The organism is Actinoalloteichus sp. AHMU CJ021 (assembly GCF_002895405.1).
GTDB classification, from domain to species: domain Bacteria; phylum Actinomycetota; class Actinomycetes; order Mycobacteriales; family Pseudonocardiaceae; genus Actinoalloteichus_B; species Actinoalloteichus_B caeruleus.
Genome location: NZ_CP025990.1, coordinates 5,712,752 through 5,734,604 on the forward strand (window position 1 = coordinate 5,712,752; position 21,853 = coordinate 5,734,604).

At 71.7% G+C, this 21,853-nt stretch carries 16 protein-coding genes; 13 read left to right on the forward strand and 3 right to left on the reverse strand.

Going from position 1 to position 21,853, the window contains the following annotated elements; translation table 11 throughout:
- The first annotated feature begins 54 nt into the window (after nt 1–54).
- The 6 genes from C1701_RS24060 (at nt 55) to C1701_RS24085 (ending at nt 6,601) form a co-directional block, all read left to right on the forward strand.
- Nucleotides 55–1,065 (forward strand): branched-chain amino acid ABC transporter permease, encoded by a 1,011-nt coding sequence (locus C1701_RS24060; RefSeq protein WP_026418120.1) that lies wholly within the window; start codon nt 55–57, stop codon nt 1,063–1,065.
- Entirely contained in the window at nt 1,062–2,213 is a 1,152-nt protein-coding gene (locus C1701_RS24065) for a branched-chain amino acid ABC transporter permease (RefSeq protein WP_026418119.1), read from the forward strand. The genes C1701_RS24060 and C1701_RS24065 overlap by 4 nt, the downstream gene beginning before the upstream one ends.
- A 26-nt stretch (nt 2,214–2,239) precedes the next feature.
- A complete protein-coding gene (locus tag C1701_RS24070; RefSeq protein ID WP_103057170.1) occupies nt 2,240–3,163 on the forward strand; it encodes an ABC transporter ATP-binding protein in 924 nt (307 codons plus the stop codon).
- On the forward strand, nt 3,150–3,863 hold the full coding sequence (locus C1701_RS24075; protein ID WP_103056681.1) for an ABC transporter ATP-binding protein: 714 nt from the start codon (nt 3,150–3,152) through the stop codon (nt 3,861–3,863). The genes C1701_RS24070 and C1701_RS24075 overlap by 14 nt, the downstream gene beginning before the upstream one ends.
- Before the next feature lie 157 nt (nt 3,864–4,020).
- Entirely contained in the window at nt 4,021–5,379 is a 1,359-nt protein-coding gene (locus tag C1701_RS24080) for a cryptochrome/photolyase family protein (protein WP_026418116.1), read from the forward strand.
- 178 nt (nt 5,380–5,557) lie between these two features.
- Nucleotides 5,558–6,601 carry a DUF5914 domain-containing protein gene (locus tag C1701_RS24085; RefSeq protein WP_337661925.1) on the forward strand — a complete coding sequence of 348 codons (1,044 nt, stop codon included), beginning with the start codon at nt 5,558–5,560 and terminating at the stop codon, nt 6,599–6,601.
- On the opposite strand, the gene C1701_RS24090 is transcribed toward C1701_RS24085, so the two are convergent.
- From C1701_RS24090 to crtI, 3 genes are read right to left on the reverse strand one after another with little or no spacing between them, the layout of a single operon-like run.
- Nucleotides 6,565–8,277 carry an FAD-dependent oxidoreductase gene (locus tag C1701_RS24090; RefSeq protein WP_443098132.1) on the reverse strand — a complete coding sequence of 571 codons (1,713 nt, stop codon included), beginning with the start codon at nt 8,275–8,277 and terminating at the stop codon, nt 6,565–6,567. The genes C1701_RS24085 and C1701_RS24090 overlap by 37 nt on opposite strands.
- Nucleotides 8,278–8,305: 28 nt before the next feature.
- Complete coding sequence (locus tag C1701_RS24095) at nt 8,306–9,373, reverse strand: phytoene/squalene synthase family protein (protein WP_030105627.1); 1,068 nt, start codon at nt 9,371–9,373, stop codon at nt 8,306–8,308.
- Entirely contained in the window at nt 9,370–10,962 is a 1,593-nt protein-coding gene (gene crtI, locus C1701_RS24100) for a phytoene desaturase family protein (RefSeq protein WP_081715334.1), read from the reverse strand. The genes C1701_RS24095 and crtI overlap by 4 nt, the downstream gene beginning before the upstream one ends.
- Before the next feature lie 673 nt (nt 10,963–11,635).
- Between crtI and C1701_RS24105 the strand changes: the two genes are divergently transcribed.
- The 7 genes from C1701_RS24105 to C1701_RS24130 all read left to right on the forward strand — a co-directional run bounded on the left by C1701_RS24105 (nt 11,636) and on the right by C1701_RS24130 (nt 21,836).
- A complete protein-coding gene (locus C1701_RS24105) occupies nt 11,636–12,595 on the forward strand; it encodes an NBR1-Ig-like domain-containing protein (protein WP_051313718.1) in 960 nt (319 codons plus the stop codon).
- Nucleotides 12,596–12,822: 227 nt separating this feature from the next.
- Nucleotides 12,823–13,053, forward strand: a complete 231-nt coding sequence (locus C1701_RS27840) for a hypothetical protein (RefSeq protein WP_155886066.1) — start codon at nt 12,823–12,825, stop codon at nt 13,051–13,053.
- A 971-nt stretch (nt 13,054–14,024) separates the two neighbouring features.
- Entirely contained in the window at nt 14,025–16,943 is a 2,919-nt protein-coding gene (locus C1701_RS24110; RefSeq protein ID WP_103056682.1) for a glycoside hydrolase family 3 C-terminal domain-containing protein, read from the forward strand.
- Between the two features lie 172 nt (nt 16,944–17,115).
- Nucleotides 17,116–18,129, forward strand: coding sequence for a LacI family DNA-binding transcriptional regulator (locus C1701_RS24115; RefSeq protein WP_103056683.1), 1,014 nt, complete (start codon nt 17,116–17,118; stop codon nt 18,127–18,129).
- Nucleotides 18,130–18,274: 145 nt separating this feature from the next.
- The gene (locus tag C1701_RS24120; protein ID WP_026418112.1) at nt 18,275–19,924 is read left to right on the forward strand and encodes an extracellular solute-binding protein; all 1,650 of its coding nucleotides are present in this window, start codon (nt 18,275–18,277) and stop codon (nt 19,922–19,924) included.
- Nucleotides 19,925–19,935: 11 nt separating this feature from the next.
- Complete coding sequence (locus tag C1701_RS24125) at nt 19,936–20,901, forward strand: ABC transporter permease (protein ID WP_026418111.1); 966 nt, start codon at nt 19,936–19,938, stop codon at nt 20,899–20,901.
- A complete protein-coding gene (locus C1701_RS24130) occupies nt 20,898–21,836 on the forward strand; it encodes a carbohydrate ABC transporter permease (RefSeq protein ID WP_030105634.1) in 939 nt (312 codons plus the stop codon). The genes C1701_RS24125 and C1701_RS24130 overlap by 4 nt, the downstream gene beginning before the upstream one ends.
- The last annotated feature ends 17 nt before the right edge of the window (nt 21,837–21,853 follow it).

The window sequence follows — 21,853 nt, forward strand, 5'->3', positions numbered from 1 at the left end:
CCTGCCCGACCGACTGACGGTGAACCGGCGATCTCGCGAGAAACGAGTATCTGAGTGATCGGCAACCTTCCGACGGTCCTCGCTCAGGGTGGCGTGGACTGGATCAGCTTCGACATCGGTCGCCTGGTCGACCAGTTCTGGTACAACACGGTGAACGGCCTCGCCTACGGCAGCATCTACTCCCTGGTCGCTGTCGGCTACACCCTGGTGTACGGAGTGCTCAAACTCATCAACTTCGCGCACTCCGAGGTCTTCATCGTGGGCGCGTTCGGCGCCTACTTCACCTTCCAGTTCCTCGGTTACGAGTCCGGTGGCATCGCCCAGGCTCCACTGGTCGAGACGATCGTGAACCTCATCCTGGCGCTGGCCGTCGCGATGATCTGCTCGGGGCTCGTCGCGCTCACCCTCGAACGGGTGGCCTACCGACCACTGCGCAGGAAGAAGGCGCCTCGCCTGGTCTTCCTCATCACCGCGGTCGGCGCGTCCTTCGCGATCCAGCAGGCCATCATGCTGTGGCGCAACCCGAACCCGGAGCTGGCGATCCAGCTGATCGCCCCGCGGCCCCTGTTCGAGGTGTTCGGGGTGTCGGTGACGAACATCCAGCTGACGGTGTTCCTCGCCGCGCTGGTGCTCCTGCTGATCGCCGACTCCTTCATCAACCGCACGCGGCTGGGGCGGGGCATCCGCGCCGTCGCGCAGGACCCGGACACGGCGACCCTGATGGGCGTCAACAAGGAACGCGTCATCATGCTCACCTTCATCATCGGTGGGCTGCTCGCCGGAGCCGCGGCCCTGTTCTACATCATGCAGATCCCGCAGGGAGTGGTGTACAACGGTGGCTTCCTCCTGGGCATCAAGGCCTTCACCGCGGCCGTGCTGGGCGGCATCGGCAACCTGCGCGGGGCGCTGCTCGGTGGCTTCCTGCTCGGGGTCTTCGAGAACTACGGCCAGTCGCTGTTGGGCGGTCAGTGGCGCGACGTGGTGGCCTTCGTCGTGCTGATCGTGATCCTGATGTTCCGCCCCACCGGGATCCTCGGTGAGTCGCTAGGAAAGGCCCGGGTATGAGCGCGCACCACTTCCGCAGCGGGACCGCGACGAAGGTGCCGTTCGGCCAACGAATCCGTGACTGGTGGAACGGGCTGAGCCGGTTCCACCAGTGGGCGATCATCATCCCGGTGGTGGTGCTCGTCTACCTGATGCCGTTCCTCAACTTCTTCCCCATCACCACCGAACCGGGCACCGACTTCGAGCTCGCCCTGTTCAACACCGCCCGCATCGTGCTGATCGCCATCGGGCTCAACGTCGTCGTCGGGCAGGCGGGCCTGCTCGACCTGGGCTACGTCGGCTTCTTCGCGATCGGCGCCTACGTCGCGGCGCTCATGACCAGCCGCGACTCCGCACTCTACGCCGAGTACCCGTGGCTGCTCGTCGTGGTGGTCGGCATCGCGGTGACGATGGTGTCCGGTGTCATCATCGGCACACCGACACTGCGGCTGCGCGGTGACTACCTGGCGATCGTGACACTCGGCTTCGGGGAGATCGTCCGGCTGCTCGCCGACAACATCCCTGCGCTGCGGGGCAACGTGGGCTTCCGCAACCTGGAACGGCCGCCGGGGGAGTGGTCCGACGGGACCCGCATCTTCACCCAGGGCGACGGGATCCCCTGGTACTGGCTGACCGTCACCGCCATCATCGCCGTGCTCATCCTCGTCGGGAACCTGGAACGCAGCCGGGTCGGCCGCGCGTGGGTGGCCATCCGGGAGGACGAGGACGCGGCCGAGATCATGGGGGTGCCCACCTTCCGCTTCAAGGTGTGGGCCTTCGTCATCGGCGCCGCCATCGGCGGCCTGTCCGGTGTCCTGTACGCGGGGCAGCTCGGCTTCGTCAACAACGCCAGGTTCGACGTGGTCACCTCGGTGCTGTTCCTCGCCGCGGTCATCCTCGGCGGGTCCGGCAACAAGGTCGGGGTGATCCTGGGGGCCATCGTCATCGCCTACACGCCGGAGCGGTTCCAGGTGGTGTCCGAGTACCGCTACCTGATCTTCGGGCTGGCGTTGATCGTCCTGATGATCTTCCGCCCCCAGGGGCTGCTCGGCGCCCGCCAGCGGCTGTTGGCACGAGGAAGGCAGGCGTACAAACGCCTGGTGGGCAAACCGGAGCCCGTGTCGACGGAAAGCCCCATGAAGGACTCGGGCAAGGGGACGGGAGCATGACGACCACCAGCGGTTCCACACCCGAGATGCGCCACCACCTCGACGACCCCGGGACCGACCAGCCAGGCGGTCTCGTCGGTGAGGTCGCGCGGATGAGCGCGGAGGAACGGGCCGAGCACGAGGCGGAAGTGGCGGACGTCGTCGCGCCGGACCGGGACATCGAGGTCGAGGTCGGCGAGACCCTGCTCGAGATGAGGGACGTCACCCTCAGCTTCGGCGGGCTCGTCGCCCTCGACTCGGTGTCCTTCTCCATCCGACGCGGGGAGATCCTCGGCCTCATCGGACCGAACGGGGCGGGCAAGACCACCTGCTTCAACGCGATGACCGGCGTCTACCGCCCCTCCTCGGGGGACGTGCTGCTCGAGGGCCGGCCCCTGGGGCGGCTCAAGAAGTCGCAGATCACCCGGCGAGGCATCGCCAGGACCTTCCAGAACATCAGGCTCTTCGGCGAGATGACCGCGCTGGAGAACGTGGTCGTGGGCACCGACGCCCGCCACCGCACCGGCGTGCTCGGCGCGCTGCTCCGGTTGCCCCGCCACCACCGGGAGGAACGCGAGGGCGTCGAGCGGGCGATGGCGTTGCTGGAGTTCGTCGGCATCGCCGACCGGGCCGCCGACAAGGCGAAGAACCTGCCCTACGGCTACCAGCGGCGCCTGGAGATCGCCAGGGCGCTGGCCACCGAGCCGAAGCTCCTGTGCCTCGACGAGCCGGCCGCCGGGTTCAACCCGGCGGAGAAGGAGGAGCTCATGGGGCTCATCCGCGAGATCCGGGACGACGGGTACACCGTGCTGCTCATCGACCACGACATGAAACTGGTCATGGGCGTCACGGACCGGCTGGTCGTGCTCGAGTTCGGCAAGAAGATCGCCGACGGTCGCCCCGCCGAGGTCCGGGAGGACCCCGCGGTCATCGCCGCCTACCTGGGGGTTCCTGACGATGACGTTGCTTGAGATCTCCGACGTGTCCGTGTACTACGGACGGATCCGCGCGCTGAGCGGTCTCTCCCTCACCGTGGAGGAGGGGGAGGTGGTCACCCTCATCGGGGCCAACGGAGCGGGCAAGACCACCACCATGCGGACCGTCTCCGGTCTGCTGCCGGTCACCTCCGGCAGCATCACCTTCGAGGGCGACGACATCACCCGCCTCCGCGCCGACCTGCGGGTGGTGCGGGGGATCTGCCAGTCCCCGGAGGGACGGGCGATCTTCCCCGGCATGACGGTCCAGGAGAACCTGGACATGGGCTGCTACACCCGCAAGGACCGCGCGGCGATCGCCGAGGACTACGAGCGCGTGTTCAGCCTGTTCCCCCGGCTCGAGGAACGCCGCACGCAGGTCGGCGGCACCATGTCCGGGGGCGAGCAGCAGATGTTGGCGCTCGGCCGCGCGTTGATGGCCCGACCCAGGCTGCTGTTGCTCGACGAACCGTCGATGGGGCTCGCCCCGCAGTTCATCCAGCAGATCTTCCGCATCATCACGGAGATCAACGAACAGGGGACCACCGTCCTGCTCGTGGAACAGAACGCGCAGCAGGCCCTCAGCCGGGCGCACCGCGCGTACATCCTCGACGCCGGTGAGATCACCAGGACGGGCACCGGGGCGGAACTCCTCGCCGACCCGAGCATCAAGGACGCCTACCTGGGCGTCGGCTGACCGACGCCGTGAGGCGGGTCGTGCCCCACGTCCCGCCTCACACCTCCGGGTGAAACAGCCGTGGCCCGGCGCCCCTGCCTGGCCGGCGGGGAGACCGACCGACAGGCTGGCGGAACGTCCCGGCCCGCCGGTCGGGCCCCCGTCGCCTGGAGGATCCTTGCCCACCGCCGTCGCGCTCCTCACCCGTGATCTCCGCGTGCATGACAACCCGGTGCTGGGCGCCGCGGCCTCGGCCGACCACGCGGTACCCGTCTTCGTGCTCGACGACGTGATCCTCCGAGGAGGTCACCGGAGCCCGAACCGGGTCGCCTTCCTGCTGGACTGCCTGCGGGACCTCCGACGCGAGCTCCGGGAGCTCGGTGGCGACCTGCTCATCACCCGGGGCGACCCGGTCCGGGAGGTGGTCGGGCTGGCCGAGCGGTTCGACGCCGCCACGGTGCACGTCGCGGCGGACGTCAGCGCCTACGCGACCGGTCGGGCGCGTCGCCTGTCCAAGGCCCTGTCGGGTGCCGGCCGTGAACTCGTCGTGCACGACACCGTCGTCACCGTCGCGGCTCCCGGTGAGCTGGCACCCCAGAGCCGTGACCACTTCGCGGTGTTCACCCCCTACTTCCGGCACTGGCGGGAGCACCACACCCGCGGTCTCCACCCCGCGCCGAAGGCGCTCCGACTCCCCCCGCTGCGACCGGGTGGCATCCCGGGGAGGGCGGACCTCGTCGACGGAGACGTCTCGCCCTCCCTGCCCACGGGTGGGGAGTCGGAGGGCCGTCGCCTGCTGGACGACTGGCTGGACGACGGGGTCCACCACTACGCCAGCGACCAGGACCGGTTGGCGCGCGACGGGACGTCCCGGCTGTCGGCCTACCTCCACTTCGGCTGCGTGTCCCCCACCGAGATCGCCCAGCGGGTCGGGGAGTCGGACGGCGAGCGGGCGTTCCTCCGGCAGCTGGCCTGGCGGGACTTCCACCACCAGGTCCTCGCCGCGCGTCCCGGATCGGCCTGGAACGACTACCGCACCCGGAACGACCACTGGCGCACCGACCACGAGGAGCTGGCCGCCTGGCGGGACGGGCGCACCGGAGTTCCCCTCGTCGACGCGGGCATGCGGCAGCTGGCCACCGAGGGGTGGATGCACAACCGGGCTCGTCTGGTCACCGCCAGTTTCCTCACCAAGTCGCTCTACCTGGACTGGAGGGAGGGCGCACGGCACTTCCTCCGGCTCCTCGTCGACGGGGACATCGCCAACAACAACATGAACTGGCAGTGGGTGGCGGGTACCGGCACCGACACGCGCCCCAACCGGGTGCTGAACCCGACCCGCCAGGCCGAGCGGTACGACCCGGACGGCGCCTACGTCCGCCGGTACGTGCCCGAGCTCGCGGACCTGGCACCTCCCGAGATCCACGAGCCCTGGCGGTTGGGCGAGGAGGAACTGCGGCGTCGCGACTACCCCCCACCCCTGGTCGACCTGATGGACGCCGCCCGGCGGTTCCGCGCGGCGCGCGGCAAGGACTGAGCCACCCCGGCGGCCACCGACCGGCACCGCCCGAGGAGACGGCGGCCACGGACCGGGATCACCCGGGGGTGCTCACCCGGCGGGAGGTCGAGAAGCGCGGGAAGATCCGGACGCGCCTACAGTCGAGTCGGCCGGGTCCCCGGTGGACACCGGGGCCAGATCTCCCCAGGTGAACGAGGTGAACACTGTCGTGGTCGGTACGTCGCCGCGAGCCGGGTCGTGGCTGTCCAGAATCCCCCTCCGCCGTCTGCGCGCCCCCAGGTGGGCCGAGCAGGAGGGCACGTGGCGCGGCGCCAGGCCCTCGGTGATCGAGTCCGCGCTGAAACGGGCGCTCGCCCGGCCCTCGGGCAACTGGTTCGTGCTCGGCGCGAGCCGGGAGATCGCCCTCGGTGGCGCTCCGCTGGGCCGGACGATCGGCGGGGTGGAGGTCGTCTGCTGGCGAACCCAGGACGGGCGGTTGCGCGCCGGTCCCGGTAGCTGCCCCCACCTGGGCGCTCCGCTGTCCGAAGCGGTCGTGCACTGCGGGGAACTGGTGTGCCGGTGGCACGGCCTGCGGTTGGGCGCGGGCGGAGCGCCCGGCTGGCAGCCCTACCCGGCCCACGACGACGGGGTGCTCGCCTGGGTCCGCCTCGACGAGGTGGGCGGTGAGGCTCCGCTCCCGGAACCCGTCGTCCCCCGCCGGCCCCCGGCGGCCGGCGCGATCGCCGCCGTCACCACGGTGGTGGGCCGCTGCGAACCACAGGACGTGATCGCCAACCGGCTCGACCCGTGGCACGGGGCGTGGTTCCACCCGTACTCCTTCGCGAACCTGCGGGTGCTCGACGCCCCCGTCGACGCCGACCCGGAGGACCCGGAGTCCGACCGGTTCGACGTGGAGGTGTCGTTCCGGTTGTCCCGGCAGATCGGCGTACCGGTCAAGGCCACCTTCACCTGCCCGGGACCGAGGACCATCGTCATGCGGATCACCGAGGGGGAGGGGAGGGGCAGCGTCGTGGAGACGCATGCCACGCCCTGGGCACCGGACGGCGCCGGTCACCCGAGGACGGCGGTGATCGAGGCGACGGTGGCCAGCTCGGACCGGCGGGGCTTCGCGGTGGCGCGCCGCCTCACCCCGCTCGTCCGCCCACTCATGAACATGACGGCGCGTCGGCTGTGGCGGGACGACATGGACTACGCCGAACGCCGCTACGAGCTGCGTTCCACCGGCCGTTGGCCCGGTTGACCGGCGGGAACCTCCCGCACCGGCACCGCCGCGTCCCGTGCGACCTCCGCCCTGGCGGGCGCGGCGGTCCGGTGCCGTCGCGGCGCGGGACGCACGTACTCCAGGCGGTCGAGCAGGGGCCACCGGCCCCCCTGGGGGACGCTCCACAGGTCGTGGCCGTGAACACCCCATTCGCCGAGCAGCACGTTCGCCGCCATGAACCCGCTGGTGGCGGCCCGCTCCATGAGCGCGACCGGCAGGTCGACCCGGGTGAGGTCCCCCGCCACGGTCACGAACGGGTCCGGGGTGCGCACCGGTGGCCGGTCCGTGAAGCCACCCGGGGGGAACAGGGGGCAGTCGTCCCGGATCTCGTGGCGTTCGTCCACCACGCCCGCCGCCCCGGTCTCCGGGTAGACCCGTCGGAGCTCGCCGAGCACGCCCTGCCTGAGCCGCTCGACGTCGGGCTCGCCCCGCAGAGCGTAGGAGTGCAGTTCCACCACCGAGCCACCGGTACGGCGGGACCAGTCCCTGGCGGTGCGTTCGTAGCGTTCGAGCACGCTGATGTTGTCCAGGCACCCGAAACCGCTGGTGCACAGGAACGGTGCCCGGGCCGGGTGGACCGGGCGGTCCAGCCAGAACCGGGAGACGAGGAAGGGGGGCGCGGTCCGCAACCGCCCGACGCGCCGCCGCCAGTCGTCGTCTCCCAGGTCGGGGGACGAGTCGACGACCGCGCGAAGGCCCCGCACGTCGAGCGCGAGGACGACCCCGTCGACCTCGGTCCTTTCCGGCGGTTCCGTGCCCGTGCGGTGGACGACCGCCAACCGCCGGGTGCCGCCCCGTTCCACCCGCTCCACCGAGGTCCCGGTGCGGACCGAGGCCCCGCACCGGCGCAGGTGCGCCGCGAGCGGGTCCCACAGCGCTCGCGAGAAGCAGTCGTCGGCGACGTCGAACACCAGGCCCTCGCTGGATCCCAGGAAGTAGATGTGGAACATGGTGGCCAGTTCGGCCGCCGACAGCTGGGTCGGCTCGGCGAAGAAGCTCCGCGAGAAGACCTCGAACGCCAGGTGCCGCGCCCTCCTGGGGAAGCGGATCTGGGCGAGGAAGGCGTCGGCGTCCAGGTCGTCCAACTGCCCGTAGGTGCGGGGCACCCGCACCTGGCCCAGCGGTATCGCGGCCCTGGTGCCCAACCGCGCCAGGTCACCGAAGGTGAAGCTGGGGCTGTGGGCCACGAACGCCAGGGCGTTCCACGGCGGGGTCCTGGGCAACCGGGCGAAGCTGTCGCGGAACCCCTCCCGGTGGAGCAGCGGGTAGTCCTCGACCGGGCGCAGCCGCGCCAGCGCGGGGTCGGCCCGGCGCAGGAGCCCCCGCAGGTTGTAGTACTGGCGGAAGAACGCGTGGAAGCCCCGGTTCATGCCGGCGACCGAACCGTCCGCCAGCGTGGTGGTCCAGCCGGCGACCCGGCCCCCCAGCTCTGGTTCCCGTTCCAGCAGCCGCACCTCGACACCGCGTTCGGACAGCGCGGCCGCTGCGGCCAGGCCGGCGATCCCGCCACCCACCACCGCGACCCGGGGCCGCTGGCGGAGATGACCGGTGTCCGGGTACCCGGGCGGGGCCTCGTACCGCGTCGCCTTCCTGTCCCGTCCTGGACGGCCTGTCACGGGTGGGGTCACGTGTCGCCTCCGAGTCACTGCCGACATCCAGCCTGGGCACCCCGGTCGTCGACCGTCACACGCCGGTCGGCGACCCGGTGCTCCGTGACGAACCTTGCCGCCTCACCGGTACCCGCGCCTGTTCTGGGGAGGGCGGGAGCGAGGGAGCCGGTCCACCCGACCGGCCACCGGAACCGGCTGACCGGGCGGCGCGGGCGGCGACCCTGACCAGGAGGGATCTCCCCATCCCGGTGAGACCGACCGCCAGTCGTCGTCGACGGGTCACCCGCGCCCGGCCGGAGAACACGTCGTGGTCACGGTCCTCGATGCGGTCAAGGATTTCGCCGTACAGGGTGAATGCCGCCGCCACGCAGGGCCGGGACACGGGGTCGAGCATCGCGATGCCCGGCTGGGCGAACCGGTACACCGCCCTGGTCCTGCTGACCTGGTCGGCCAACGCCCGGCGCACCTGCCGGTCCGGCCAGCCCCGAGCCCGGCACCACACCAGCCGGTCGCGGTCCACACCGAACTCCGCCAGCTCGTCCTCGGGGAGGTAGACACGGCCCCGGTCCAGGTCCTCCCCGACGTCGCGCAGGAAGTTGGTCAGCTGGAAAGCCGTGCCCAGGGCGGCGGCGTGGGGAGCGGCCTCCTCCCGGGGGACCACCGTGCCCAGCACCGGCAGGACCTGGAGGCCGATGACGTCGGCCGAGCCCCGGACGTAGACGGACAGCGCCCGGCGGGTCGGGTACCTGTCGACGGTGAGGTCCATCCGCATGGACCGCATGAAGTCGCGGAAGTAGGACGTGTCGATCCGGTAGCGCCGGACCACGTCGACCACGGCGGCCAGGACGGGGTGTTCGCTGCGCCCGGATCGGAACCCCGTCACCAGGTCCGCCTCCAACGCGGACAGCTCCGCCGCCCTGGCCGCCTGGTCCCGCATCCCCTCCAGGTCGTCGACGACGTCGTCCACCAGCCGGGCGAAGCCGTAGAGCGCGTGCACCGCGGGCCGTCGGGCCGGTTCCAACAGCCGGGTGGCGAGGTAGTAGGTCCGTCCGTGCGCCGCGTGCAGCTCCCGGCAGCGCTGGTACGCCCGGTGCAGACCCGGGTCCGTCACACCGGCGGCGACCAGTTCCCTCCGGGTCACGGGATCGGGCCCCGGGCCGGCAGGGTGTCCGGTGCGGTGCGGGGGCCGGTGTCGGTTGGGCCCGTCCGCGCCCGTGCCGAACGGGGCACGGACCCGCCTGGTGCGCGTCGCGAGCCGAGCCCGGTGATGCGGGCGGCGGCGAGTTTGCCGGACACCAACACCGTCGGGATGCCGACCCCGGGCGTGGTGCCGGCCCCCGCGAGGACGACGTTGTCGAGTCCACGAGGCAGGTTCCCCGGTCGGAAGGGCCCGGTCTGGGCGAAGGTGTGCGCCGCGCTGAAGGGGGAACCGTCGAGGAGCCCCCGGTCGGCCCAGTGCGACGGGGTGTGCACCTGCCGTGCCTCCAGGGAGCCCCCGAACCCGGGCAGGTGGCGCCGTTCGATCACCTGGATCATCTCCTCCGCGTAGGCCGGGCCGATGCGGTCCCAGTCCAGGCGGCCGGTGCGCAGGTTCGGGCAGGGCGCGAGGAGGTAGCAGAGCTCCCGCCCGGGCGGCGCGAGCGAGGGGTCGGTCGCGGTCGGTCTCGTCAACAGCAACGACGGGTCGCTCATCAACCTGCCCTTGTTGACGATCTCGTCGAAGGTGCCCGCCCAGGACTCACCGAAGGAGATCGTGTGGTGGCCGAGGTCGGCCCACGAACCGGTGGAACCGGCGTGGACGACGACGGCGGACGGCGAGGCCCGCAGCGGCACGGGACGCCGGGGCGTCCGGCCGAGCAGGCGGTAGCTGACCGGCAGGTCGGGGGTGAGGACCACCGCGTCGCACGGGATGAGTTCCCCGTCGGCGGTGCGGACCCCGGTGGCCCGCCCCCCCGACCTCACCAGTTCGGCGACCTCGGCCCCGTAGCGGAACGAGGCACCGCACTCCGCCGCCACCTGGGCGTACCTCCTCGGTACCTGCCACATCCCCCCTCGGGGGAAGTAGACGCCGGCGACGGTGTCCATGTACCCGATGACCCCGTACACGGCCAGGGCCTGTCGCGGCTGGACACCGGCGTAGAGCGCCTGGAAGGAGAACACCCGCCGCAGGCGGGGGTCGCGCAGGAAACGGCCCACCGCGCGGTCCAACCTGCCGAAGGCGCCGAGCCCGACCAGCCGGGCGAGCTGGGGGGTGCACAGGTCCAGCGGTGAGTCGAAGTTCGCGTCGATGAAGTCGTCGTACTCGGCGCGGTAGAGGTCGGTCAGCCATCGGCGGAGCCGGCGGTAGCCGGCGGCCTCGACCGGACCGGCGAACTCGCGGACGGCCTGCTCCATCCTGTCACCGTCGGTGTGCACGTCGAGCACGCTGCCGTCGGCGAACCTCGCCTGGTAGGCGGGGTCGAGCCGAACGAGGTCCAGCACGGACTCCAACGGGCGCCCGACGGCCGCGAGGGGCTCGGCCACCAGGTCGGGCATCGTCAACACGGTGGGCCCGGTGTCCATCCGGTACCCGTCGATCTCGGCCAACCCCATGCGCCCACCGGGCAGCGGGTCCCGCTCGACCACGGTCACGCGCCGGCCGGCGCCCAGCAGGTGCAGGGTGGCGGAGAGGCCGGCGAGGCCGGCGCCCACGACGACCACATGGTCCGTGCGTCCCGGAACGGTCCGCATCACGCCTCCTCGTTCCGCGCGGTCCGGTTCCGCGTGGTCCATCCGGTCGACCAGCCCCAACGCGTCCTGCCCGCCGCGCCGAGGCACCGGCGGGCCCACCCGGGTCTGCCGACGCCGCGCGCCGAGGGAGCGGTCGTGCGCCCGTTCGCGGTGCGCGGGGGAGCCGGGTCCGCGAGCCGAGCCGCGGCGGGGCGTGGTCGGCGAGCGGGCCGGGTGACCGCGCGGGAGGCCGAGGGAACGGCCCTCGGCAGGTGCCGGCGGTCCCGCCTGGATACGGCCGAGATCATGGACCGCCCTCTCCGGTGTCGGTTGCGCCCTGCCGCAACCATGCTCGTTCCAGCACCGGCGATCGGCAACTCGTGCCGTCGACCGTCCGGTGCCCCCGGGTATCTTGCCCCGCCGCCCATCCGGCGCGAACATCGGTCGTTCCCGTCGACGGGCCCCTCGCCCTCCCGGAGGCCCCGGTCCTGGCCCGCCCGCCGGAACAGCGGAGCCGGTCCGCCTCCGGCGTTCGTCCGCCAGGACCCCGACCGGGTGGTACGGGTGCGGAATCGGGTGATCAACCAGCGGGTGCGCCGAACAGCGGAGACCAGGTCTGCAAGATGTCAGCCGGACGCCCGCCGGAGGCACCTGGCGGGACACTGTGGACAGTGGAGCGGGTGATCACGCACCGATGGCCAAACGTGGACGCAAACCGCGCACCCCGGACCCGAACGCCGGACCGGTCGCGGAGTTCGCGGCACGGCTCTGGGAGCTCAAGCAGCGCGCCGGTGATCCGTCCTTCGAGGCGATGAGCGGCCGGCTCGGGGCGGTGGCCTGCAAGTCCTCGTTGTCGGCGGCCGCCCGAGGCCGGGAACTGCCCTCCTGGGAGACCACCTGGGAGTTCGTTCGCTGCCTCGCCGTCGGAGTCCTGGAACGCGACGCCGAGGAGGTGCTCACCGAGTGGCGCGGCCGTTGGGAACGCGCTCGGGCCCGGCTCGACGGCCTGGACGAGGAGCCAGCGTGCGAGCCCCCGGTACTGGGGGCGGCCGCCCTGCGCGTTCCCGACCGCCGGGCCACCGGCCAGGCCGTACCCGCCCGCACGGCCGTGCCGCAGGAGGCACCGTCCCCGCCGACGCGCTGGCTACCCAGCTGGGCGCCCCGCCGCACGACCTGGGCGCTGCGCGCCGGGGCGCTGCTGGGGATCGAGATCACCACGACGACCTTCCCCTCGGCTGGTGCGGGGACCCCGGGCCTGGAGGCGGTGGTGCGCGACCCGTTGAGCACGACCCGACGACTCGTGCCAGGCGACGACTCCGAGCTCCGGAGGGACGTGAACTACCCGGACGGCACGACCGTGCACCGGGGCGAGGACTTCGTGAAGATCTGGGAACTCGCGAACACCGGGAGCGTCTTCTGGCGGCACCGCTACCTCCAGCGCCTCGGCCCGGACGACCCGGACTCGTGCCAGGCGCCCCGGCGCGTTCCGATCCCACCCACCGCACCCGGCGAGACGGCTCTGGTCAGCGTGCCGATGCGAGCGCCCTGGTCCCTCGGGCACAGCCTGACGGAATGGAAGATGACCGACGCCGACGGGAATTTCTTCCTCCCGGACGGTCTACCGGTGCACGTGTACGTCATCGTCGTTCCCTGATCCGATCTCGACGCCGGTGCGTCCGCACCCGATGAGCGAGGCGTCCGGGGGGTGGGGCTGGCGGTACCGCCGAAATGACCACCGACCACGGACGAACCGTGGACATTTCCCGCTTGTGGTGTCCACCACGCCTCCAGCACGATGGCCGCGAGCCGGTCCCGCCCGGCGAGAGCGGAAGGAGACGGGACACCGTGCCGCGAGGAAGTCGGAAGGGCACTGGACGGGCCGTGCGTGGGCGAACGGGCAGCGGTGGCTGGCGTGCCCCAGGTGGGGCCGTCGCGGGCCCTGTCTACACGGGCACGGTGCGCGCGCTCGCCGTCGACCTGCTGCTGTACGGTTCGGCCGCGACCGAGAACGCCGCCTTCGCGGTGTGGCTGCCCGTCGGAGCCCGCCTCCTCGCCCGCCGGTTCCGGGCCGCTCCGGGCAGGTCCGGTCTGCTGTTCGTTCGAGAGCGCTGACGGTCCGGGATACCGAGCGGCGCGCGTCCGGTCGGTCGGCGGCCCGCGCCCCGGACCATTCGAGGGACCCGGCAACGGGGCCGCGGTCGCGATTTCGCGCGGAGTCGCTCGCCGGGTACACCGCTTTTCATTCGTGATGATTTCGTGATCCAATCTCGGGGTTGGGTCGCACGTTCCGTGCGGGACCCAGAACCGGTGTGAACGCCAATGGGATCGGCGAACTCCCCGCCGGGGGTGCCCGATTCGGAAAAGCAGGGAAATCCGATTCGGAAAGGCAGGGGGATTCCGATTCGGAAAGCTGGTGGGGTAGGTGGTCCCGGCACGGGGAACCGAGCTCGTCCCATCACGCGCCGGTCGAACCGCGCTCCGCGCGCTCGCCCCCACCACGGCGATCCGGCGACGTGGCTCCGCGCGGGGCAGGGGACGTCCCCGTCGCCGAGGCGGTCCCGGCGGGACACGACGTTCGTCCCCGGGCAGGTCACGACTCGGGTGGGGCGTGCGCACGGCGGCGGGCCCCGAGCCCGACCCCTGGCCAGTGTGGCGCCGGGGTTGGCCCGATCCGGCCGTGCGCCGGTACCGCCGTGCCCGGCGGGGCCGCGGCGCTGTCGTCGAACGAGGAGGGCCGGTCGGAGCAGTGCGGCCCGCCGCGCCGGGACGGTCACTGGGCCGGGCGGCGCAGTGCCGGCACCTCCGCCGTGCGCGAGCGCGGCACGGTAGTCCGCGAGTTCCCGAAGTCAACGAGGCCGCCCAACCGGCCGGGGGAATTGCGGGACGACTCTTGACGGCCTCGCCCGGTTGTGCCAGTTTCATGCCGATCGAATTCGCGAATCCGCCGGAGTAGCGGTGGAATCGAAGCGCTTCGAATTCGTTCGACAGGGTATTCGTCGAATGTTCGACTGGTGGGCGCCTCATCCGCCGGAACCAGTGGGCGTGGAACGACGCGGACGCGACGGAGCGGACGGAGGTCAGGAGTGGCTGCCAACGAACGGCGCGACCCGGAACCGGTCGGCGGCGAATCTCGGGCCTACCTCGACCCGGAGCTCCCGATCCCGGTGAGGGTGGACGACCTGCTCGGTCGACTGGACCTCCGCACCCGGATCGCCCTGCTCCACCAGGTCCAACCCGCCGTGCCCGAGCTGGGCATGGCCGAGTTCCGCACCGGTGGTGAGGTGCTGCACGGCCTGGCCTGGCTCGGGCCGGCGACCGTCTTCCCCCAGGCGGTCGGGCTGGGCGCGACCTGGAACCCCGAACTGGTCGAGCGGATCGGTTCCGCCGTGGGCGACGAGGTTCGCGGCTTCCACCACGACAACCCGGACCGGGGCGGCGGGCTCAACGTCTGGGCACCCGTCGTCAACCCGTTGCGCGACCCGAGGTGGGGGCGCAACGAGGAGGGGTACGCGGAGGACCCGCTGCTCACCGGAACACTGGCCACCGCCTACGCGGCGGGGCTGCGGGGCCACCACCCCCGGTACTGGAGGACGGCGCCCACGCTCAAGCACTTCCTCGGGTACAACAACGAGACCGACCGGGACACCACCTCGTCCGACCTGCGTCCCCGTGTGCTCCACGAGTACGAGCTGCCGGCTTTCGAGATCCCGCTGCGGGCCGGTGCGGCGGTGGCGGTGATGCCCTCCTACAACCTGGTCAACGGGCGGCCCGCCCACCTCTCACCCCTGATCAACGACACCCTCCGCGAGTGGGCGGGCCCGGGACTGGCCGTGTTCAGCGACGCCTACGCACCCTCCAACATCGCCGGGTCCCAGGGGTACCTGCCCGATCACCCCGCGGGGTTCGCGGCCGCGCTCCGCGCCGGGGTGGACAGCTTCACCGAGCACGACCGCGACTCCGACCACACCATCCAGCAGCTGAGCACCGCCCTCGACCGCGGGCTGATCACCGAGGACGACGTGGACACCGCGGTCCGCCGCCTGCTGGCCGTCCGGTTCCGGCTCGGGGAGTTCGACCCGCCCGAGCACAACCCCTACGCGGGGCTCACCTCGGAGGTCATCAACCGCCCCTCCCACCGCGACCTCGCGGCGGAGGCCGCGCGCCAGGCGCTCGTCCTGCTCAGGAACGAGGACGAGACCCTCCCACTGGACCGCGACCGGATCCGCCGCCTGGCGGTCATCGGGTGGCACGCGGACACGCTCTTCGAGGACTGGTACAGCGGAACCCTGCCCTACCGGATCACACCGTCGGCCGGGATCGAGGCCGCCTTCGACGGCGAGGTGACCACCGTGGAGGCGGTGGACCGGGTCGCGCTCCGCGCCGCGGATGGCCGGGAGGTACGCGCCGACCCGACGGGCACGTCCCCGCTGCGGCTCGCGGTGGCGACGGAGACCGCGCGGTCGGACGAGGCCCTGTTCGACCTGTTCGACTGGGGCAACGAGGCGGTGACCCTCCGGGCCGTGGCCAACGCGCGGTACGTCGCCGCCCATCCGGACGGCCACCTCCTCAACGACCGGGTCACGCCGGGAGAGTGGGTCGTCCGGGAGACCTTCGAGCTCCGGGCCGGGCCGGGAGGAACCCGTCGCCTGCGGAACCGGGCACTCGACAGGTGGGTCCGGTGCGATCCCGACGGCGTGCTCACCGCCGACGGGGAGGACGAGCAGGAGGCGACCGCGTTCCTGGTGGATGTCGTCGACTCCGGTGCCCGGCGGGCGGAGGGCGCCGCCGCCGCCTCGGACGTCGCGATCGTCGTGCTCGGCAACGACCCGCACATCAACGGTCGCGAGACCGAGGACCGCCCCGACATCGAGCTCCCTCCCGTTCAGGAGGACCTGCTCCGGCGGGTGGTGGGAGCCAACCCCCGCACGGTGTTGGTCGTCGTCAGCGGCTACCCGATGGCCATCCCGTGGGCTGACGAACGGGTGCCGGCGATCCTCTGGACGGCGCACGGCGGGCAGGAGCAGGGGACCGCGTTGGGGGAGGTGCTCTTCGGTGACCACTCGCCGGGAGGGCGACTGCCCCAGACCTGGTACCGGAGCACCCGGGACCTGCCCGACCCGTTCGACTACGACATCATCAGCGCGGCCAGCACCTACCTGTACCACCGGGGAGAGCCGCTCTACCCCTTCGGGCACGGGCTGTCCTACACCAGCTTCGACTACGGACCGCTGCGCGCCGACACCTCGACCCTCGCCCCGGACGCGGTGGTCACGCTGAGCGTCGAGGTCACCAACAGCGGCGACCGCGACGGTGACGAGGTGGTGCAGCTCTACTCCCGCCACCTGACGTCGTGCTGGCGCCAACCCCGGCGACGCCTCCGGGGCTTCCGCCGGCTGCGCCTGCGGGCCGGCGAGCGCCGCACCGTCGAGTTCGTGGTCGCCGCGCAGGAGCTCGCCACCTGGAACACCGCGTCGGACCGGTGGACCGTCGAACACGCCGAGCACGAGTTCTCCGTGGGAGCGTCCTCGGCGGACCAGCGGGCCACCACCTCCCTGCTCGTCCTGGGAGAGCGTGTCCCACCGCGCGTGCTGCACGGTCGCTGGACGGCTGCGGACTCCTTCGACGACCAGGGCGGTGTCCACCTGGTGCCGGACACGCCGCTCTCGGGCACCGCCGTCGCGGGACGGGACGGGGCCTGGCTGGCCTTCCACCGGGTCTCGTTCCCCGCCGGCCGACATCGGATCACCGTGCGGGCGTCCACCCCGGAGACCGGCGGTCGACCGGGGGTGGCCGGGGCGAGGATCGAGTTCCGCCCCGGGGTCGGCGGTGCGCCGGCCGTGCCGCTCACCGTGCCCCCCGGTAGCCGGGACGCGGTCCTGGACGCCGAGGTCGAGACGGACGCCGGCGTGGCGGAACTGCGGATCGTCTTCACGGACGGCGACGCGGTGGTCCACGCGCTGCTGCTCGAACTCCTGCCCCCGGAGGAGGACGAGGCCGCTTGAGGCGCGGAACGCCCCGCCCGGCGTCGCGCCAGTCCCCCGGCCAGCCACTCGCTCCCTCGTTCGACCTGCTCGGATAGGCCAGACGTCGGATTGTTCCCGACAGGGGAGATCCGTAACGTCCTGGCAATCGAATCGCTTCAATGTGATTTGGCTCACCACCAATGGAGGTGTCGTGGTCACGATCGCGGACGTGGCGAAACACGCCGGAGTCGCCCCGAGCACGGTGTCCTACGTGCTCACCGGCAGGCGGGCGATCTCCGCGCGGACCCGGGCGAAGGTCCGGGACAGCATCGAACTCCTGGGCTACCACCCCCACGCCGGCGCTCGTTCCCTCGCGAGCAACCGCGCCAACGTGGTGGCCCTGGTCCTGCCGCTGCGCACCGGGGTCAACGTGCCGGTGGCGATGCGCTTCGTCCTGTCGGTCGTCACCGCCGCCAGGGAGCGGGACCAGGACGTGCTCCTGGTGACCGGCGACCAGGGGGTCTCGGGCATCAACCGGATCTCCGCCAGCGCGATGGCGGACGGACTCGTCGTGATGGACGTGGAGATGCACGACGAACGCGTCCCACTGCTGCGCGACCTTCCCCAGCCCTCGGTCCTCATCGGATTCCCCGCCGACGCCACCGGGTTGACCTGCGTGGACCTCGACTTCTCCTCGGCGGGGACGCTCTGCGTCGACCACCTCGCCGACCTCGGGCACCGGGAGGTCGCCCTCCTCGGCGCCCCCCGCGCCGTCTACGAACGGGACACCGGTTTCGCCCACCGCACGATGGCCGGCTTCACCAACGCGGCGCTGCGCCGAGGAGTCCACGCCACCACCCGGTCCTGCGAGACCGATCCGGCCGAGGTCACGCGCACGGTCGCGGCGCTGCTCGCCGAACGCCCCGGGCTCACCGCGGTCGTCGTGCACAACGAGTCCGCCATCAGCCCGCTGCTCGCCGCGCTCCGCACCGGGGGACGACGTGTCCCCGAGGACGTCTCGGTGGTGGCCATCTGCCCCGACGAGGTCACCGACCGCGTCTTCCCACCGCTGACCTCGGTGCAGATCCCGACCGAGGACCTCGGCCAGCGAGCCGTCGAACTGCTCATGGCGAAACTCGCCAGGCAGGGCGTCGCCCCCGCCACCCTGCTCACCCCCCGGCTGGTCGAACGCGGCAGCTGCGGCCGCGCCCCCCTACCCGGCTAGCCGCCCGCGACACCGGCGACTCCCGCCCGACGACCTCCCCTCGGGCACTCCTCCCGGTGTCCGCCCACCGACCCGCCCGCCGCGTGATCCGACCCGCCCCGGCAACCGGACCCGGCCCACGCCGGCACAGCCCGAAAGGCCCACGATGAGACGCACACCGCACCACACCTGGAGCCGCCGCTCCTTCCTCTCCGCCCTCGGAGCGGGAGCCGCCCTCGCTGCGACCAGCCCGCTGCTCACCGCCTGCGGATCCCGCCCGGGGGCATCCCCCACCGGAGCCGTCTCCGACCCCGACGCGATGGGCGCGGTGCTCCCCAACCACGTGCCCGTCGAGTTCGTCGCCCCGGATCTCCCCGGCAGGCTCGGTGCCGCTCCCGGCTACCTGAGCTACCCGGCCCAACTGGTCCGGGGTGTACCCGACGCACCCGGCACGGGCGGCGAGGTCACCGCGATGACCCCGGCCTTCTGGCCCATCCCCCCGGCGGACAACGACTACTACGACGCGGTCAACGAGCGGCTCGGCGCCCGGGTGCGGTTCAACATCGTCAACGGCAGCGACTACGCCGCGAAGCTGAACGCCATGTTCGCCGGCGACCAGCTCCCGGAGCTCACCGTCATCCCGGACTGGGACGTGCCACCCCGCTTCGGTGAGGCGGTCGGCACCGTCTTCGCCGACCTCACCGAGCACCTCGCGGGCGACGCCGTCGAGAAGTACCCGATGTTGGCGAACCTGCCGACCCGGGCCTGGGCCTACTGCGTACGTGGCAACCGGCTCTTCGGAGTCCCGACGCCCGCCGAGCTCTTCGCCGTCACCAGCTTCTACCGCCACGACCTGTTCGAGGAGCTGGGGCTCGCCCCGCCCACGACGGCGGACGAGCTCCGCGCCCTGTGCGAGCAGATCACCGACCCCAACCGCAACCGCTGGGCCTGCGGGAACCTCTTCCTGGACGTCAAGCGCATGTTCGGGGTGGTACCCGGCTGGAGCCGGGAGAGCTCCGGACGGCTCGTCAACGAGGCCGAGACCGAGGGGTTCCGCGAGGCGCTCACCTTCATGCGGGCCCTCTTCGCCGACGGCCACGTGCACCCCACGGTCGCCGGGAGCAACACCGGGCAGGAGAAGGAGCTGTTCGAGAACGGCAGCATGCTCATGATGGTCGACGGGCTCGGTTCCTGGCACGAGGCGCTGGCCCGGCAGCTCCCCGGCAACCCCGCCTTCGACATGCGGCCGATACCGCCCTTCTCCCACGACGGCGGGGACCCCGTCTACTTCACCGAGGAGGGCGCCAGCATCGCCACCTTCATCAGGGGCGACCTGGAACCCGAACGGATCGAGGAGCTGCTCGGCATCCTCAACTTCTGCGCCGCGCCCATCGGCACCGAGGAGCACTACCTCGTCAACTACGGGGTCGAGGGCGTGCACAGCGAGCGGGGCGAGGGAGGTTCACCCCAGCTCAACGCGAAGGGGAGCCGGGAGGTCACCTTCACCTACGGGTTCCTGGGCGCTCCGCCGCCCTCGATCGCCCAGGCCCAGTACCCCGGCTACGTCCAGGCGCGCTACGACTGGGAGGTCGCGGCGGCCCAGTACAAGGTGTCCAAGATCGACGAGGGGCTGCACATCGAGGAGCCTCCCCGGCTCACCAGCCTCGAACAGCGGCTCGACGACCAGATCCAGGACCTGCTGCGCGGCCGAACCCCGCTCGACCAGCTCGACTCCATCATGGACCGGTGGCGTTCCGACGGTGGTGACGAGCTGCGCGAGTTCTACGACGACGCCCTCAGCGACGTCGGACGCTGAGCGGACCGACCATGGACTCCGACACCACGGCGACGCGGTCCTCCGCCTCACCGAGGGAGCGGCGCCGAGCCGACCGCCGGCGCCGCCTCCGCCGGGACTGGCCCCTGCTGCTCATGACCGCGCCGGCGATCCTCGTCCTTGGCGCGTTCCACTACCTGCCGCTGCTGGGCAACGTCATCGCCTTCCAGGACTACTCGCCGTTCGTGGGCATCCTCAACAGCCCGTTCGTCGGTTTCGACAACTTCCAGCGGCTGTTCGGGGACCCGGCGTTCTGGAACGCCACCCTGAACACGCTCTACATCACCGCGTTCCAGCTCGTGTTCTACTTCCCGGTACCGATCCTGCTGGCCCTGTTGGTGAACAGCCTCCTCAGCGCGCGGATCCGCCTGTTCATCCAGAGCGTCGTCTACCTGCCCCACTTCTTCTCCTGGGTGTTGGTGATCACGCTCTTCCAGCAGATGCTCGGCGGAGCCGGAGCGCTGAACACCTTCCTGCGACAACAGGGGCTGACGCCGTTCGACGTGATGACGAACCCCGACACCTTCGTCCTCCTGGTGACGGCGGAGGGCATCTGGAAGGACGCCGGCTGGGGGATGATCATCTTCCTGGCCGCGCTGAGCACGGTGAACCAGAACCTCTACGAGGCGGCCGCCGTCGACGGCGCCGGCAGGTGGCGGCGCATGTGGCACGTCACCCTCCCCGCGCTCGTCCCCGTCATCGTGCTGCTGCTGATCATGCGCCTCGGCGACGCCCTGTCCGTCGGCTTCGAGCAGTTCCTGCTGCAACGGGGCGCGGTGGGCGCGGACGCCTCCGAGGTGCTCGACACCTACGTCTACTACGAGGGCGTGGTCAACGGGGACTTCGCCTACGCCGGCGCCGCCGGCCTGTTCAAGGGCGTCGTCGGGCTGCTGCTCGTCCTCGGCGCGAACAAGGTGGCCCATCTGCTGGGTGAGGAAGGGGTGTACTCCCGACGATGACCGTCGTGTCCGAACCCACCGCCGCTCGACGCGGACCCCGTCGGGCCGGCCGCGCGGCCTGGGAGGAGGAACCCGGGCCCCTCGGCAAGGCCGCCAAGGCGGTCCTCGTCGCCGCCATCGCGCTGGCCGTCCTCTTCCCCCTCTACGTGGTGGTGCTGACCAGCCTGTCCCCCCAGGAGGCGATCACGAGGGCCGGCGGGCTCGTCCTCGTCCCCGATGGCCTCAGCCTCGCCGCCTACCAGGAGATCCTCTCCGGTGGGGTCGTGACGAGGTCGGTGCTCGTGAGCACCGGGGTGACCCTCGTCGGAACGCTGTTCAGCACCACCCTGACCATCCTCGCCGCCTACGGCCTGTCCCGGCGGGACTCCTACGCGCACCGGCCCCTGCTGTTCCTGGTGCTGTTGACCTTCCTGTTCGGACCGGGCCTCATCCCCACCTACCTGACCGTGCAGGCATTCGGGCTGTTGGACAGCTACGCCTCGCTGATCCTGCCCACGGCCGTGGCCGCCTTCAACCTGATCGTGCTCCGCTCGTTCTTCATGAACATCCCGCAGGAGATCATGGACAGCGCCCGCATCGACGGGGCCAGCGAGTTCCGCATCCTCGGGACGATCGTGCTGCCGCTGTCCAAGGCGGTCACCGCGGTGATCGCACTCTTCTACGGTGTCGGGTACTGGAACGCGTTCTTCAACGCCTTCCTGTTCCTCGACGACAACCGGAAGTGGCCGCTCCAGCTGATCCTGCGCACCTACGTCCTGGAGGGCATACCCATCCCCGGGGCCGGGCCGACCGACACCGTCGCCGGCGGTCCCGTCCCCACCCTGGCCGTCAAGATGGCGGTCGTCGTCATCGCGGTGCTCCCGGTGCTCCTGGTCTACCCCTTCGTGCAGAAGCACTTCACCAAGGGCGTGATCATCGGAGCGGTCAAGGGCTGACGAGAGGAACGGAGGAC

Excerpts from the sequence above, each read along its gene's own strand:
- C1701_RS24070 (WP_103057170.1), top strand. The coding sequence starts at position 2,240 with ATGCGCCACCACCTCGACGACCCCGGGACCGACCAGCCAGGCGGTCTC.
- C1701_RS24105 (WP_051313718.1), top strand. The coding sequence starts at position 11,636 with ATGGCCAAACGTGGACGCAAACCGCGCACCCCGGACCCGAACGCCGGA.
- C1701_RS24075 (WP_103056681.1), top strand. The coding sequence starts at position 3,150 with ATGACGTTGCTTGAGATCTCCGACGTGTCCGTGTACTACGGACGGATC.
- C1701_RS24065 (WP_026418119.1), top strand. The coding sequence starts at position 1,062 with ATGAGCGCGCACCACTTCCGCAGCGGGACCGCGACGAAGGTGCCGTTC.
- C1701_RS24120 (WP_026418112.1), top strand. The coding sequence starts at position 18,275 with ATGAGACGCACACCGCACCACACCTGGAGCCGCCGCTCCTTCCTCTCC.
- crtI (WP_081715334.1), bottom strand. The coding sequence starts at position 10,962 with ATGCGGACCGTTCCGGGACGCACGGACCATGTGGTCGTCGTGGGCGCC.
- C1701_RS24125 (WP_026418111.1), top strand. The coding sequence starts at position 19,936 with ATGGACTCCGACACCACGGCGACGCGGTCCTCCGCCTCACCGAGGGAG.
- C1701_RS24090 (WP_443098132.1), bottom strand. The coding sequence starts at position 8,277 with ATGTCGGCAGTGACTCGGAGGCGACACGTGACCCCACCCGTGACAGGC.
- C1701_RS24130 (WP_030105634.1), top strand. The coding sequence starts at position 20,898 with ATGACCGTCGTGTCCGAACCCACCGCCGCTCGACGCGGACCCCGTCGG.